This is a genomic window from Pantoea sp. B623 (genome assembly GCF_024814475.1).
GTDB classification, from domain to species: domain Bacteria; phylum Pseudomonadota; class Gammaproteobacteria; order Enterobacterales; family Enterobacteriaceae; genus Pantoea; species Pantoea ananatis.
In genome coordinates this window covers 557850-571160 of record NZ_JANUXM010000004.1, presented here as the reverse complement: position 1 = coordinate 571160, position 13311 = coordinate 557850, and the positions used below count along the sequence as shown (strand labels likewise).

Below are 13311 nucleotides of genomic sequence, written 5' to 3'. Positions count from 1 at the left end.
AAGCGTCCCACGCCGTTAAGCGCTAAGGGCGTTTTTCAGGGCGCTGGCGCTGTCTGCCAGTGCTTCGTCCGGGTTGCGGCCAATCAGGACAAACTGATAGCCGCCGTGGTGCCACCAGACCAGGCGCATATCATGTCGCTGTTCGCGCTGAAGCCCGGTTGAGGCAGGCTGGGCGTCCGGCGAAATGCATAGCGCCATCGGGCCATATTCCGCATGGATCCACGCAATTTGCGCGATAGATGTGCTGTCATAGCGCAACATGCGCACCATCTTCAGCTCTGCATCCGGCAGGGAAAGCTGCTGCGTATTGAGATGTAGGCCAATATCCTGCGCGGTGCGGGCCAGGCCATGCTGTAACGCGGCAGGGGAGTTATCCGCATCCAGCAGCGTTTCTGCGCTGTAGAGCGACATGTACTGGGCTTCAAGATCGCGAATCTTCTCGCTCTCACTCAGCCTGGTTTTAGCCGGGCGGGCGAGGTAGCCGAGGCCTGAACCGATCATCAGAAAACTCAGCGAGGCTGCAATCAGCGAACGACGGCTAATGCCCGATGTCGCGGTAGCGACAACATCGGCGGCGGGTGCCTGCGCTGGCGCGTTTAACAACGCGTCGAGCCGGCGCTGCATTTTTGCTTCCGGGGCCTTATCCAGTAAGGGCGCAAAGGCCGTGTCAAAGTCGAGCTGGCTTTTCATCAGTTCATCGATGCGTTCAGCCAGTTCAGCATCGGTTTCCAGCAGTAATTCGAGCCTGCGTGCGTCATCAGGGTTCATTTCGCCATCCAGCCAGGCCACCAGCGCTTCGTCGCTGAAGGGGGGCGCAAAGCGTAGCGTGTTCATGAGCGTTTCTCCTGCGCAGAAGCCTGAGCATCGAACGATTTTGCCAGCGCCGAACGCGCGGTTGCCAGCCGGCTCATAATGGTGCCGATGGGTACGGCCAGCGTCTCTGCGGCTTCCTGATAGGTAAATCCTTCAACATAGACGAGAAAGACGGTATTGCGCTGGGCTTCTGGCAATGCGCTGACGCGCTGCATGATTTTCTGAAAATGCAGGCGTTCATCATCACGTTCCCGCGTGTCAGGCGCCAGCAGTTCCTCACTTTCAACAAAGCCCTGTCCTAACCGCACGCGGCGGGCGCGCAGGTCGGAAATCCAGATAGAGTGAAGGATCGAGAACAGCCAGCGATCTATCCGGGTACCCGGCGTAAACTGCGCGCTCTTTTCGAGCGCGCGTACGCATGTAGACTGCACGAGTTCTTCAGCAACGTCGTGGTTTCGGGACAGCACCAGCCCGTAGCGCCACAGGCGCGTCAGATGGGCAGCAAGCTGCTGGCGAACTTCGCTGGTCGTGATGTGACTGTCCTCATCGTAGGTATCAGGATTCCGGATGACCATTAATGGCGGCCTGCAAATCACGATACTCTTCGCATCCTGTACCGCTCAGGCTGGCGATGGTTTTCAACTGCGCTTCTGCCAGGTCGGGACGGCCCTTAATCAGCCACGCTTCGCCCAGGTATTCGCGCACTTTCGCATAGCGCGGGTTAAGCGCCAGCGAGCGTTGATAATACCCGATCCCTTCGTCGGTACGCCCGAGTTTTCGGGTGGCATAACCCCGGTAATTCCAGGCTTCTGCGGTGTCGGGCTGTTTCAGACTATCCAGCAGGGTAAGCGCGGCCTGATAGTCGCCTTTCTTCGCCAGATGATAGGCATAGTTTGTCTTGTCTTCGTCACTCAGGCGCGCCGTTTTGTCGGAAACACACTGTTTGGTCTTGCTGTCGTAAACTTGCCCGCGCGGACAGTCCGGAATTTTACTGTTGGTGCTGTCATCGCCTGCGGCCAGTGCCGGGGCGACGTGGATAACGAACAGCAGGGCCGGAACCAGCAGCTTACGGCCTGGGGTACGCAGCAGTGAAAAGGTGTTTTTCATGGTAGTGCTCCAGTTAACGAGAGGGGCGAACGGGCAGCATGCGGCGCAGCACGTTATCGCGGAGAAAATAGTGATGGAACAGGGCGGCCAGAGCATGGAACGCGGCCAGAATAATCAGCACCCAGGCGACATTGTTGTGTAATTCACCCAGAGCATGTTTGAGCAGAGGATCGACATGCACCCATCCGCTCAGATCGAACAGGCCAAAAAAGCCAAAGGGTTCCTGCTGCGCCCAGCGAAACATAAAGCCCAGCACAATTTGCGTGAACAGCAGCAGATAGAGCGCACCGTGAACGCAGTGAGAAAGGAATTTCGCCGGACGTGAAACGGCGGCAGCGGGCATCGCGTAACGCGGCGAACGTTGGCTCATTAGCCGCCAGACCGGACGGATCACCATGACCAGCGCCAGCACGATCCCGCAGGAAATATGCACTGACTGTAAGCCTTTCCGGAGCGGTGTCCCGCGCTCCAGCCATTCCCAGATGTGCGCACTGGCAAACAAAAAGATGACGCTGGCCGCGGTAATCCAGTGCAGCGCCAGGGTCATTCCGTCGTAGCGCTGTCGGGGTTTCTTGGGTTGTGTGTGAATCATGGCTTTCGTTCTCTCCTTCAGGTTTATGATGAGTGAACGTGCGTATGCGGATTTTTATTCGACTTTTTTATTCGACTTTTTTTGCGATGTTTTAGAGCGAGATAAGTGACGGGGAAAGGGTGAACAATCGCTGAGGTGCGAATGACATCGTCCGGCGCACACTTCGCACTGCCTCGGGCGGCATGGCGCGCATTCTGCACAAGGACATTGACGTAACCGAGAGGCTGTTTTAATGATGTAGGGCGGTTATTCAGCCGACGGTAACAAGCCAACTCCATTCTTAAGGCGCGCGATCCCATGACAATACAGGTTTGTATTCCCGACGATTATCATCAGGCCACGGCAGGCCTCGACTGCCTGCAATGCCATCCCCAATTTACCTGTACCGCTGTTGGGGATATCAGCCTCGATCCTGATGCAGAACAGGCGCTGGCGACGGCTCAGGCCTTGATCCTGATCCGTGAGCGCACCACCATTGACGAGGCCTTTTTACAGCGCACGCCGCAACTAAAGCTCATCAGTCAGACCGGTAAGGTCGCCCGCAATATCGATATTGCGGCCTGCTCACGGGCGGGTGTGGCGATTGTCGAGGGCGTCGGCTCGCCCGTCGCACCGGCTGAACTGACGTGGCTGCTGATTATGGCAGCCCGCAGAAAGTTCGTTCAGGCCGTTAACACCATGCGCGCCGGTCACTGGCAGGCAGAACTGGGGCAGGGCGTGAGTAACCAGACGCTGGGGATCCTGGGCTACGGTAAAATTGGCAAGCGGATTGCGGCTTATGCAAAGGCATTTGGTATGCGGGTGCAGGTCTGGGGCAGCGATCGCGCCAGGCAGGAAGCGCAGCAGGAGGGAGTGATGGTGCCAGCCAGCCGTGAGGCATTTTTTGCCTCCAGCGACGTGATAACCGTTCATCAGCGCTTAGTGGCAGCAACCGAGGGCAATATCACGCGCGACGATCTGGTGCAGATGAAGCCCGATGCATTGTTCGTCAACACCAGCCGGGCTGAGCTGGTGGCTGCCGATGCGCTGCTGAGTGCGCTGCGCCAGGGCCGCCCGGGTTTTGCCGCTCTGGACGTTTATGAGCAGGAGCCGGTATACGATCCCGCGCATCCGCTGTTATCACTGCCCAACGTGCTCTGCACGCCGCACATCGGCTATGTCGAGAAGGACAGCTACAGCCTGTATTTCGGCACCGCGTTCGAAAACGTGGTGCGCTTTTTCGACGGTGACCGAAGCCATGTAATCAATCCTGAATCTCTTACGGAGCATGAAAAATGAAAATGGAAAATATCCCTTTCGGGATAACAGACTGGGCACAGATAGAGGCAGAACGGCATCCGGGTGATAGCGGGTTTGCGCTCTGGCGCGTGGCAAAGTTTGGCGATATCAGAGTCAGAATGGTCGACTATTCCCCCGGCTACGTGGCCGATCACTGGTGTATAAAAGGGCATATTCTTCTGTGCCTGAAAGGCGAAATGGTCACAGAGCTGGATGATGGACGCACGTTTGTATTAACGCCGGGCGTGAGTTATCAGGTTGCCGACGATGCCGAAGCCCATCGATCAACCACCAGAGAAGGGGCGACGCTGTTTATTGTGGACTGATGGCAGATTAAAATGCGGTTACCGCAACGGATAGCCTCAAGTTGAATATAGGGTGCTTCTGCTGATCCTTGAACTAAAAAAAAACAAGGAGACAGAGGGCACCTTTTTCAGACGATGATTTCTTATTGCCATAATCATTAACACAGGGCGCAGCAGCATCATTACGCTGAATGTCTGATGACCCCTCTCTTTTTTAACTTTCTTTTTTATTCATAAAACACCAGATGGGAAAACGCATTGAAATATCGGGTGTGAGGTGAAAAAGGCCAACCTCATCCGCATTTTTACGCAGTCTGCTTGACACCTCGATGCTCCTCCATCACTGCAACGCAGGCCCTGACAGCAAAGGGATGACGGGGAGACTCACGTCGCGTTATTTTGCGTGGCGTCATTCAACTGACTAAAGGCGTTGCTAACGACCTGTCCCCTGAATATATGTCACAACTTTTGCACTGGTGACGGAATGTTTCAAATAGCATCGCTATATATTTTCTGGATCATTGCAGTGCGCGTTGCACCCTGATCTCATGCTTAACATCGCTACTCACGCCTACGGATATTTTATATTTCTGTTGAAACGGATTCCTGAAACCCTTATCTGGCAGGTTATGTGATCTGGAATGTTTCTTACATAAACTATTACGACAGCAAAATATTGCTGGCACACAATATGCTTTATTCCCACCTACAACATCCAATAATCAGACAGGGGCATAGCATGGCATCTACGGGACTTAAAAAGAAATTAGGGTTGGTCGATCTGTCATTACTTGGCATCGGCTCAATGATCGGTTCGGGCTGGTTATATGCCGCCCTTAACAGTTCCGGCTATGCGGGCAGCCATACCGGCTGGGCATGGGTACTGGGTGCCGTGATTGTTCTGATGATTGGCCTGGTTTACGCCGAGCTGTCCTCAGCGCTACCGCGCGCCGGCGGTTTTGTTCGCTATCCCAATTATTCGCACGGCAACATCGTTGGTTTCGTGATTGGTGTCAGCTCGCTGCTGGCCTATACCAGCACCGCAGGGGTAGAAGTTGAGGCCGTTCGTCAGTATGCGATCTACTGGTGGCCCGCGCTGGGGCATGAGGACGGCAGCCCAACGGGGTTAGGGTTTGGCGTGCAGATTGGGCTGCTGGTGGTGTTTTTTCTGCTCAACTACTGGAGCGTCAGCTTCTTTGGGCGGGTGAACACGATTGTCACCACCTTCAAATTTATCGTGCCGTTGCTGACCATCGTGACACTTCTGCTTTACTTCCATGCGCCGAACCTTGATGTTCCACCTTCTCCGCCGGGTGGGGCTCATGGCGTTTTCAGCTCACTGACGGGGGCAGGGATCGTCTTTGCCTATCTTGGCTTTCGTCAGGCGGTTGATTTTGCCAGTGAAGCTAAAAATCCACAGCGCAACGTGCCGCTGGCAATCGGTATTGCCATTGCTGTCAGCTTCGTGATTTACCTGGCCCTGCAGTATGCGTTCATGGGGGCGGTACCGACCGATTTGCTGTCACAACATGGCTGGGCAGGGCTGAAGCAGATATTCCAGTCTCCCTATGCCGATCTGGCGCGCAGCCTGGGGCTGACCTGGTTGATTAACCTGATTCTTATCGACGCGGTGATTTCCCCGGCCGGGACCGGCAACATCTACCTGGCCGGCGCCGCGCGCGTGCTGTTTGCCTGGGCGCGTAATGGCCATCTGTTTAAAGTGTTTGGCAAAGTGGATGCAAAATCTGGCGTACCGCGTGGTGCATTGTGGCTGTCGTTGCTGCTGGCCATCGCCTGGACATTGCCTTCCGAGTTTCAGGTCTGGGGCGGTTTAATCGGCGCGGTGACGTCGGCAACCGTTTTTACTTACATGCCCGGCCCGATAACCTTGGGCGCTTTTCGTCAACACCTGCCCGAAATGCAGCGTCCGTTTCGTCTGCCCGTTGCGGCGGTTCTCAGCCCGCTGGCGTTTGTTGCCAGTACGCTTTTGATTTACTGGAGCGGCTGGTCTGTTAATGAGATCCTGATTCCGATTCTGATTGTTGCCTGGGTCGCTTACGCGATCTTTGGCAAAAAGAGCAACCAGTTCAGTCAGGATTTGCAGTGCGCCTGGTGGCTGCTGGCTTATTACATCGCGGTCATGGTGGTTTCTATGCTGGGTACCTACGGCGGAAGCGGTATGATTGACGCACCACTCGATATGATCCTCATTATTGTCGCGTCGCTGGCCTGCTACTTTTGGGGCGTTAAAGCGAGCTTTTCTCAACCCAACATTACCGATGAGGAAGCGGAATCCGCATCCTTTAGCCAACACGCGGTATAGTGTTTATCGCCTGCACCTGTGCTCCGGCACAGGTGCTTTAGCGGGCAGCATTTACCGGAATTAGTCTTCGTTGCCCCACTGATTCAGGAAGGTGGCGATCTCATCAATGCGTTGTTCATTAATGCCCGCTTCAACGGCCATCTCTTTCTGCGCTTCTTCACTGATTTCTTCGTTATTCATTAAACGGCCAATCAGCAACTGGAAATAGTGTGCCAGGGCGTCACGCTCGGATTCGCTTACCGGCGTTTCCGTTTCTGACGAATACTCATCGGCAATGTCATAGTATTTCAGTGAGACTTCGTTGTTCATATCTTGCCCTCAGGGTTTGCACCTGTGTCTTTTGTGACTGAATAGAATGGGTTAATCATAACATTCATCTCGCGATTTTTCTGCCAGTCAGCGGCGGGGGGCGGGAAAATTAACAAGCGTGCGGGCATCCGCTTATTTGCCCGTTCATGCATTAACCAGAGTGAGCTGCGCGTGCCCACAGAACAGATTATTGGCTACTGGCAAAGCCGGGCCGTTCTGGCCGGGCGGTAAGTGCCATCACGACGAAAATGTCGGGATGATGATGGGATAACGTCCCGCGGAGATCCCAAGGCGGCGATAAAAGTGATGTTTATGAAGAAGACGTGTCCAGATAGGGGAAAAGAAATTCCTTGACCGCCTGCTTTCCGATGCCCGATGTAAAGCTGATGCCTGCCTTTTTTAAAATAGTGCGTCCCGCGCCCCTGTTCTTCGAGTGCGGATCGTCCATGGCAATATAAATATGTTTTGGCTTTAGCGCTGCAATTGTTAAAGCACACGAAGGCGTTCTGCCTTGAAAAGAGCAGGGCTCAAGCGTGACATATATTTCACATTCGCTAATGGGGAAGGTAAGTTTTGCGATCGCGTCGATCTCGGCATGGTGTTGGCCTGGCGGTTGCGTAAACCCCTTAGCAACGACCTCGCAGTCATGAACGATCACGCATCCGACAGGGGGATTGGGTCTGCATTCGGGCAATGCCTGGCGGGAGTACTCCAGCGCCAACATCATAAATTTTAGCTTTTCTTCCATAATGCCTTTATCTGCTGAAGCTCTGGGATAGGAAGACATCCATATTTATGGCCCCTGTCATCGATGTCCAGCGATTAAGGAAACTGAACCACCGCATTGAGTATGGGTAATCACATCACAAGGTCAGATGGCAGCCCTTATCTGTGAACCTCTGTTTCCTGTTTTACAGGCCTGTCGTTTTGTTTTACCTGTTCTGGTAAAGATCCCAACGGTTGCCATAGAGGTCTTCAAAAACCACAACCAGCCCATACTCTTCCTCTCGGGGTTCCTCACAAAACGTCACACCTTTCGCTTTCATGGCTTGGTAGTCGTGCCAGAAATCACTGCTCTGCAGGAACAGGAACACTCTGCCGCCGCATTGATTACCAATAAAGCTTTCCTGGCGGTCATTTGAGGCGCGTGCCAGGAGGAGATGACAATCGCTTTCCGGATTCGGCGTGACGACCACCCAACGTTTACCCGGCTGCGGTGTGTCCTCAACAAGAATAAAGCCCAGCTTGTCAGTGTAATACTCAATGGCCCGATCGTAGTCATCAACCACAATGGCGATATAACCCATGCAACGTTTCTGCGTTCTCATTTCTGCTCCATAAATTCAAAGGGAAAACGGCTTTAGAGAAGGCCTGAAATCATGAACGAATTTTTTATTCTGTCTGGGACGCTCCAAAGCTGGAAGGCTGACGTTAAGCGAAATGCTTACAATGCATGTCTGTTCAGAATAACATGCACGTTTTGTGTCGGAACAGGTGAAATCATTCAGGGCAGGCTTGGCATTTTAACAGGCCGATAAGGGGGCCTGGTTACTGGCTTCTGGTTCTATCCCTTTATCCAGCACACATATCGTCATCGCACCCTGGCATTGCTCAACAGACAGGAAATGTGCTTCTGGCTTTAGCGCTGAACGGAACAGGTAGGCGGCGGGAAAAACGGGCAAAAAACGGACCCAGCATACAACTTGAAGTCATCCGATAAGCAGGTTAGCCTGCTGCAATCACAAGTGAAAAACTCTCATCATACAGGTAACGTCGGTCATGGCTCTGATCCCCAAAAACTACTCGCGGCTGGAAAGTGGCTATCGTGAAAAAGCGTTAAAAATCTATCCGTGGGTTTGTGGGCGATGCTCGCGGGAGTTTGTTTATTCAAACCTGCGGGAATTAACGGTTCACCACATCGATCACGACCACACCAATAATCCGCCAGACGGCAGTAACTGGGAGCTGCTGTGCCTGTACTGCCATGATCATGAACACTCAAAATATACGGAAGCCGATCAGTACGGCACCTCCGTTGTGGCTGGCGAGGATGCGCAGGATGATGTGGGGGCCGCCACCTACAATCCCTTTGCCGATCTAAAGTCGATGCTCACCAAAAAGAAATAACCGCTGGCCATCCTGTTGCGTCTTGTCTTTCTGCATGACGATGGCCGGTGCTGACATCTGGCAGCGTTTGAAACAGGGCAGGAGAGAGGCGGCCTGCCGAGTGTTGGCCGCGTTCTGTCAGCCCGGCAGGCCTTTTTTTACTCTGCACGTTGCGCTCCCCATGCCCACCAGCCACTGTGTGGGCATGGGGTTCGTACAGCAACGGAAGGACCACCATGAAGAAGGCTCATGTTAATGTGAAATTAAGTCGCTTTCACTCATGTTACGACTCTGGCATAAAATATGCTTATTGATTGCAGGCGCGTTAAAAACTGTGAAGCAGACGAGACAAGCAGACCGGTCTGGCAAATAACGCAGTTTTTACATCAGAATTCAGGATCCAGACACGATGAATAACAATTTCACCTTTACGATTAAGAGCAGTGTTTTTGATGAGAATTACAATCCGTCAGAAAACACGCGCATCACGACCAACTTCGCTAACCTGGCCCGTGGCAAGAACCGCCAGGAAAACCTGCGTAGCGCCCTGGTGATGATGGATAATCGTTTTAATTCCCTGGCGCACTGGGATAACCCGAAAGGGGACCGTTATTCTGTCGAGCTTGAGATCATTTCCGTTGAGATGAATATCAATGTGGAAAATAATCGCGATGCTTTCCCGGTTATCGAAATATTGAAAACCAGTATCGTCGATAAAAAAACCGACGAACGTATTGAAGGCATTGTGGGGAACAACTTCTCTTCTTACGTGCGTGACTATGACTTCAGCGTCTTGCTGTCAGAGCACAACAAAAATAATCCGGTGTTTACTATCCCGGAAAACTTTGGCGAGCTGCATGGCAATATCTTCAAATGCTTCCTGCAATCAGAGGCTTACAAGGCGAATTTTAGCAAGTCACCGGTGATCTGCCTGAGTGTTTCAAGCAAAAACACCTATGTCCGCACCGGCAACCGTCACCCGGTACTGGGCATTGAGTACCAGCAGGATGAATATTCGCTGACCGATAAATACTTCAGCAAGATGGGATTACATGCGCGCTATTTTATGCCTGAAAACAGCGTTGCGCCCCTGGCGTTCTATTTTACGGGTGATTTGCTGCGTGATTACACTAATCTCGAACTCATCAGCACCATCAGTACGATGGAAACGTTCCAGAAGATTTATCGCCCTGAGATCTATAATGCAAACTCTCCGGCTGGTATTGAATATCAACCGAGCCTGAGCCATCGGGATTATTCTTTAACGCAAATTGTTTACGACCGAGAAGAGCGTAGCCATCTGGCTATTGAACAAGGGAAGTTTACCGAGAAGAACTTCATCAAACCCTACAAAAATGTTCTTGAGCAATGGTCTGCTAATTACGTTCTTTGATTAACTCAGTATAAGGTTACCTGTTATGAAAACTTTGTTACCGACTTCCACGGCGGGAAGCCTGCCAAAACCGTCCTGGCTTGCGCAACCTGAAACACTGTGGTCGCCCTGGAAACTGGAAAATGAAGAATTAATCGATGGCAAGAAAGACGCACTGCGTTTGATTCTGGACGATCAGGATCGCGCCGGTATCGATATCGTCAGCGATGGTGAGCAAACGCGCCAACACTTTGTGACCACCTTTATTGAACACCTTAGCGGTGTGGATTTTGAAAAACGCGAGATCGTCAAAATCCGTAATCGTTATGATGCCAGCGTGCCGAGTGTGGTGGGTGAAGTGGCCCGTCAGAAGCCGGTCTTCGTTGAAGATGCCAAATTTTTACGTCAGCTAACGAATAAACAGATCAAATGGGCGCTGCCGGGTCCCATGACCATGATCGATACGCTGTATGACAACCATTACAAGAGCCGCGAAAAACTGGCCTGGGAATTTGCCAAAATTCTTAACCAGGAAGCGAAGGAACTTGAGGCGGCGGGTGTCGATATTATCCAGTTTGACGAACCGGCATTTAACGTGTTTTTCGATGAGGTGAATGACTGGGGCATTGCCGCCCTGGAACGCGCCGTTGAAGGGCTCAAGTGCGAGACCGCTGTGCACATTTGCTACGGTTACGGCATCAAAGCCAACACCGACTGGAAAAAGACGCTCGGAACCGAATGGCGTCAGTATGAAGAAGTCTTCCCTAAGCTGCAGAAGTCGAACATCGATATTATCTCGCTGGAATGCCAAAACTCTCGCGTGCCGATGGATCTTATCGAACTGATTCGTGGTAAAAAAGTGATGGTCGGGGCCATTGATGTGGCAACCAACGCGATCGAAACCCCTGAAGAAGTGGCCGATACGCTGCGTAAAGCCCTTCAGTTTGTGGATGCCGATAAGCTTTATCCCTCTACCAACTGTGGCATGACGCCGTTATCCCGTCAGGTTGCCCGGGGCAAGCTGAGTGCCCTCAGCGCCGGTGCAGAAATCATCCGTAAAGAACTGCTGTCGAAATAACGGCCTCAGACATTCGGTGAATGACCTGTGTATGAGCAAAGGCCCGATCGGTGATCGGGCCTTTTTTGTCACCCTGTCAGGCTTGGCTCTGTAAAGCCGCAATAAAATAACCGCCGCGTACGCCTGCTGGCCGTTATTTTCATGCGTCGGCACAAGATGCGGACGTAAACGGTGCCGGCACAGATGCCCGAAAGCAAAAAGGAGAGGGGATGAACAGATTGTGAGTGTCAGCCAGCCTTTCTGCGCTTCCACTCATCCACCACCTCTCCCAGATTTTTGGGAATGTCATTGCGTATCCAGGCCATAAAATCCCGATCGAACCGGAAACGCTCTCCGCACTGTGCAACCATAAAGCGGCGCACATTTTGCGTATTTTTATAGTTTTTATCCACGATCGTCATGCGCGTCAGTTCTGCGCTGTGCCAGTCAATGTTCATCCGCTTGCCTCAAGTAACACGTGGTAAAGGCGAAAATCGTCGCGCCTGGCCGATTACGCTTCAGTGCTGGATAGTGGCATTAAAAATGAATGGATACCGGTATTGCGCGCTGAGGACAGGATATAGCAACATCCCTGCCATCCCTGCCATCCCTGCCATCCCTGCCCAAGAGAAGGGCATGCTTTTTATTAAGCGACCGGCTCTTTGCGTAATGAGCAAAGTTATAGCGTTAAAAGACGTTGCGAGCGATCAGTAAAGGGTAATCCAGTCTGGATAGCATCAGTTTGTAGAAAATGGCCAAGGATAAATTTGACCTCCCTGGTTAGCTTTCAAGTGCCGCCAGGAGGGTGGCTTCCATTTTTTCCGGCGTAGCGATGGGTGCAAAACGCTTGAGTGGTTTGCCGTCGCGTCCGATCAAAAACTTAGTGAAGTTCCATTTAATCCGCCCACCCAGCACACCGGGTAACTCCGCTTTCAGGTAACGAAATAGCGGATGCGTTCCGGGGCCGTTAACCTCTACTTTTTCGAACATGGGGAAGCTCACACCGTAGTGAATGTGACAGGTCTGCGCGATGTCGTCGGCACTGCCCGGTTCCTGCTTACCGAACTGGTTGCAAGGGAAACCCAGCACCACCAGCCCCTGCGCAGCGTACTTTTTGTAGAGTGCTTCAAGACCTGCATATTGTGGAGTGAATCCACAATGGCTGGCGGTATTCACCACCAGAACCAGCTTGCCAGCATAGTCGGCCATCGAGATGTGCTGGCCATTCAGGCTGGTGGCGTTGAGTTGATGAAAAGTGGTCATGCTGAAATCCTTAAAGTGCGTGTTAGTCAGGGCAAAGATGAGCACTCAGACGGTTTCTTGCTTCGCCCCGTCAACCAGCGCTGTTTTCTCTGTCATTTCAGTGACCCGCCGACCTTTGACTGACTCAGCGTTGCGTGAGTCATGTCCGATCAAGACACAACCCTGCCATTAAATCTGTTTCTGAAGAATAACGGGATGCGTTCAGGAAGCCTGTTTTTTTAACATGATTTTAAGAAGGCTGATGATTTCCTTTTGCTCATGGTCTTCTAACCTGTTCAGAAAATGTGAATCAACGCTTTCAGCAATCGGTGATGCAGTGTTAAGCATCTCTTCGCCCTGATCGGTAAGCGTAACAAATCTACGACGTTTGTCTTTTTTTCCTTCTTCACGTTGTATCAGACCTTTATGTTCCATGCGAACCAGCAATTCTGCCAGCGTAGCCTTCGAACTTAACGCCGCCTCTGTTAATTCCAGTTGTTCGATTCCCGGTTTAGCATGTACGGCTGAAAGAACAGCATACTGCTGCTTTGTCAGAAAGGGCATCGCTTCCTGCCACAGGGCGGTATGTTCCTGTAGAAGTTGCCTCGTCAAATGGAAAAAAAGGTTGCTCAAGTCATTGTTCATATTAACTTTTCTCTGGCTCTGTCATCCTCGTATTTAGTTAATGTTAAATCATTATCCCACCGTTAAACATTCTTTATCACCAGATACAAAAGGTCACACTGAAAATAGTAACCATGGAAATCAATTGACTTTATCGGTTTGAGTAGATTACTGTTAATTTCA

At 52.0% G+C, this 13311-nt stretch carries 16 protein-coding genes; 6 read left to right on the top strand and 10 right to left on the bottom strand.

Annotated elements, in window-relative coordinates; translation table 11 throughout:
* Nucleotides 1–15 precede the first annotated feature (15 nt).
* Genes NXS97_RS04520 through NXS97_RS04505 form a run of 4 tightly spaced genes read right to left on the bottom strand, consistent with a single transcriptional unit; the run spans nucleotide 16 to nucleotide 2512 of the window.
* Nucleotides 16–834, bottom strand: coding sequence for an anti-sigma factor (locus tag NXS97_RS04520; RefSeq protein ID WP_015700487.1), 819 nt, complete (start codon nucleotides 832–834; stop codon nucleotides 16–18).
* Nucleotides 831–1388 (bottom strand): sigma-70 family RNA polymerase sigma factor, encoded by a 558-nt coding sequence (locus NXS97_RS04515; RefSeq protein ID WP_014606046.1) that lies wholly within the window; start codon nucleotides 1386–1388, stop codon nucleotides 831–833. Before NXS97_RS04515 ends, NXS97_RS04520 begins: the two co-directional genes overlap by 4 nt.
* A complete protein-coding gene (locus NXS97_RS04510) occupies nucleotides 1369–1920 on the bottom strand; it encodes a tetratricopeptide repeat protein (protein WP_200286961.1) in 552 nt (183 codons plus the stop codon). Before NXS97_RS04510 ends, NXS97_RS04515 begins: the two co-directional genes overlap by 20 nt.
* 13 nt (nucleotides 1921–1933) lie before the next feature.
* Nucleotides 1934–2512 carry a cytochrome b gene (locus NXS97_RS04505; RefSeq protein ID WP_064352623.1) on the bottom strand — a complete coding sequence of 193 codons (579 nt, stop codon included), beginning with the start codon at nucleotides 2510–2512 and terminating at the stop codon, nucleotides 1934–1936.
* Between the two features lie 297 nt (nucleotides 2513–2809).
* Here NXS97_RS04505 and NXS97_RS04500 point away from each other — a divergent pair, with 297 nt between their 5' ends.
* The 3 genes from NXS97_RS04500 (at nucleotide 2810) to NXS97_RS04490 (ending at nucleotide 6418) form a co-directional block, all read left to right on the top strand.
* Entirely contained in the window at nucleotides 2810–3790 is a 981-nt protein-coding gene (locus NXS97_RS04500; protein WP_112900458.1) for a D-2-hydroxyacid dehydrogenase family protein, read from the top strand.
* The gene (locus NXS97_RS04495) at nucleotides 3787–4116 is read left to right on the top strand and encodes a DHCW motif cupin fold protein (RefSeq protein ID WP_013025491.1); all 330 of its coding nucleotides are present in this window, start codon (nucleotides 3787–3789) and stop codon (nucleotides 4114–4116) included. Before NXS97_RS04500 ends, NXS97_RS04495 begins: the two co-directional genes overlap by 4 nt.
* Nucleotides 4117–4834: 718 nt before the next feature.
* Nucleotides 4835–6418: an APC family permease gene (locus NXS97_RS04490; protein ID WP_015700483.1), complete on the top strand. Its 1584-nt coding sequence runs from the start codon at nucleotides 4835–4837 to the stop codon at nucleotides 6416–6418.
* Nucleotides 6419–6478: 60 nt separating this feature from the next.
* Here NXS97_RS04490 and NXS97_RS04485 read toward each other — a convergent pair whose 3' ends face one another.
* The 3 genes from NXS97_RS04485 to NXS97_RS04475 all read right to left on the bottom strand — a co-directional run bounded on the left by NXS97_RS04485 (nucleotide 6479) and on the right by NXS97_RS04475 (nucleotide 8055).
* Nucleotides 6479–6727 (bottom strand): DUF2543 family protein, encoded by a 249-nt coding sequence (locus NXS97_RS04485; protein WP_013025493.1) that lies wholly within the window; start codon nucleotides 6725–6727, stop codon nucleotides 6479–6481.
* Nucleotides 6728–7037: 310 nt separating this feature from the next.
* Nucleotides 7038–7514 (bottom strand): bifunctional diaminohydroxyphosphoribosylaminopyrimidine deaminase/5-amino-6-(5-phosphoribosylamino)uracil reductase RibD, encoded by a 477-nt coding sequence (locus NXS97_RS04480; protein WP_116219678.1) that lies wholly within the window; start codon nucleotides 7512–7514, stop codon nucleotides 7038–7040.
* 145 nt (nucleotides 7515–7659) lie between these two features.
* The gene (locus tag NXS97_RS04475; RefSeq protein ID WP_064367199.1) at nucleotides 7660–8055 is read right to left on the bottom strand and encodes a VOC family protein; all 396 of its coding nucleotides are present in this window, start codon (nucleotides 8053–8055) and stop codon (nucleotides 7660–7662) included.
* Between the two features lie 451 nt (nucleotides 8056–8506).
* Between NXS97_RS04475 and yajD the strand changes: the two genes are divergently transcribed.
* The 3 genes from yajD (at nucleotide 8507) to NXS97_RS04460 (ending at nucleotide 11283) form a co-directional block, all read left to right on the top strand.
* Complete coding sequence (gene yajD / locus NXS97_RS04470) at nucleotides 8507–8854, top strand: HNH nuclease YajD (RefSeq protein ID WP_013025496.1); 348 nt, start codon at nucleotides 8507–8509, stop codon at nucleotides 8852–8854.
* Between the two features lie 388 nt (nucleotides 8855–9242).
* Nucleotides 9243–10226: a DUF1852 domain-containing protein gene (locus NXS97_RS04465; RefSeq protein ID WP_105091413.1), complete on the top strand. Its 984-nt coding sequence runs from the start codon at nucleotides 9243–9245 to the stop codon at nucleotides 10224–10226.
* A gap of 25 nt (nucleotides 10227–10251) precedes the next feature.
* Complete coding sequence (locus NXS97_RS04460) at nucleotides 10252–11283, top strand: methionine synthase (protein WP_013025498.1); 1032 nt, start codon at nucleotides 10252–10254, stop codon at nucleotides 11281–11283.
* Nucleotides 11284–11510: 227 nt separating this feature from the next.
* Here NXS97_RS04460 and NXS97_RS04455 read toward each other — a convergent pair whose 3' ends face one another.
* From NXS97_RS04455 to NXS97_RS04445, 3 genes are all read right to left on the bottom strand, one after another.
* Nucleotides 11511–11720, bottom strand: a complete 210-nt coding sequence (locus NXS97_RS04455) for a DUF6434 domain-containing protein (protein ID WP_019105799.1) — start codon at nucleotides 11718–11720, stop codon at nucleotides 11511–11513.
* Between the two features lie 322 nt (nucleotides 11721–12042).
* The gene (locus tag NXS97_RS04450) at nucleotides 12043–12525 is read right to left on the bottom strand and encodes a glutathione peroxidase (protein ID WP_026021004.1); all 483 of its coding nucleotides are present in this window, start codon (nucleotides 12523–12525) and stop codon (nucleotides 12043–12045) included.
* 201 nt (nucleotides 12526–12726) lie between these two features.
* Entirely contained in the window at nucleotides 12727–13149 is a 423-nt protein-coding gene (locus NXS97_RS04445) for a MarR family winged helix-turn-helix transcriptional regulator (RefSeq protein ID WP_013025501.1), read from the bottom strand.
* Between the last annotated feature and the right edge of the window lie 162 nt (nucleotides 13150–13311).

Bases quoted from the DNA above. Each gene is read 5' to 3' on its own strand.
- NXS97_RS04520 (WP_015700487.1), bottom strand. From the start codon at position 834: ATGAACACGCTACGCTTTGCGCCCCCCTTCAGCGACGAAGCGCTGGTG.
- NXS97_RS04515 (WP_014606046.1), bottom strand. From the start codon at position 1,388: ATGGTCATCCGGAATCCTGATACCTACGATGAGGACAGTCACATCACG.
- NXS97_RS04510 (WP_200286961.1), bottom strand. From the start codon at position 1,920: ATGAAAAACACCTTTTCACTGCTGCGTACCCCAGGCCGTAAGCTGCTG.
- NXS97_RS04505 (WP_064352623.1), bottom strand. From the start codon at position 2,512: ATGATTCACACACAACCCAAGAAACCCCGACAGCGCTACGACGGAATG.
- NXS97_RS04500 (WP_112900458.1), top strand. From the start codon at position 2,810: ATGACAATACAGGTTTGTATTCCCGACGATTATCATCAGGCCACGGCA.
- NXS97_RS04495 (WP_013025491.1), top strand. From the start codon at position 3,787: ATGAAAATGGAAAATATCCCTTTCGGGATAACAGACTGGGCACAGATA.
- NXS97_RS04490 (WP_015700483.1), top strand. From the start codon at position 4,835: ATGGCATCTACGGGACTTAAAAAGAAATTAGGGTTGGTCGATCTGTCA.
- NXS97_RS04485 (WP_013025493.1), bottom strand. From the start codon at position 6,727: ATGAACAACGAAGTCTCACTGAAATACTATGACATTGCCGATGAGTAT.
- NXS97_RS04480 (WP_116219678.1), bottom strand. From the start codon at position 7,514: ATGTCTTCCTATCCCAGAGCTTCAGCAGATAAAGGCATTATGGAAGAA.
- NXS97_RS04475 (WP_064367199.1), bottom strand. From the start codon at position 8,055: ATGAGAACGCAGAAACGTTGCATGGGTTATATCGCCATTGTGGTTGAT.
- yajD (WP_013025496.1), top strand. From the start codon at position 8,507: ATGGCTCTGATCCCCAAAAACTACTCGCGGCTGGAAAGTGGCTATCGT.
- NXS97_RS04465 (WP_105091413.1), top strand. From the start codon at position 9,243: ATGAATAACAATTTCACCTTTACGATTAAGAGCAGTGTTTTTGATGAG.
- NXS97_RS04460 (WP_013025498.1), top strand. From the start codon at position 10,252: ATGAAAACTTTGTTACCGACTTCCACGGCGGGAAGCCTGCCAAAACCG.
- NXS97_RS04455 (WP_019105799.1), bottom strand. From the start codon at position 11,720: ATGAACATTGACTGGCACAGCGCAGAACTGACGCGCATGACGATCGTG.
- NXS97_RS04450 (WP_026021004.1), bottom strand. From the start codon at position 12,525: ATGACCACTTTTCATCAACTCAACGCCACCAGCCTGAATGGCCAGCAC.
- NXS97_RS04445 (WP_013025501.1), bottom strand. From the start codon at position 13,149: ATGAACAATGACTTGAGCAACCTTTTTTTCCATTTGACGAGGCAACTT.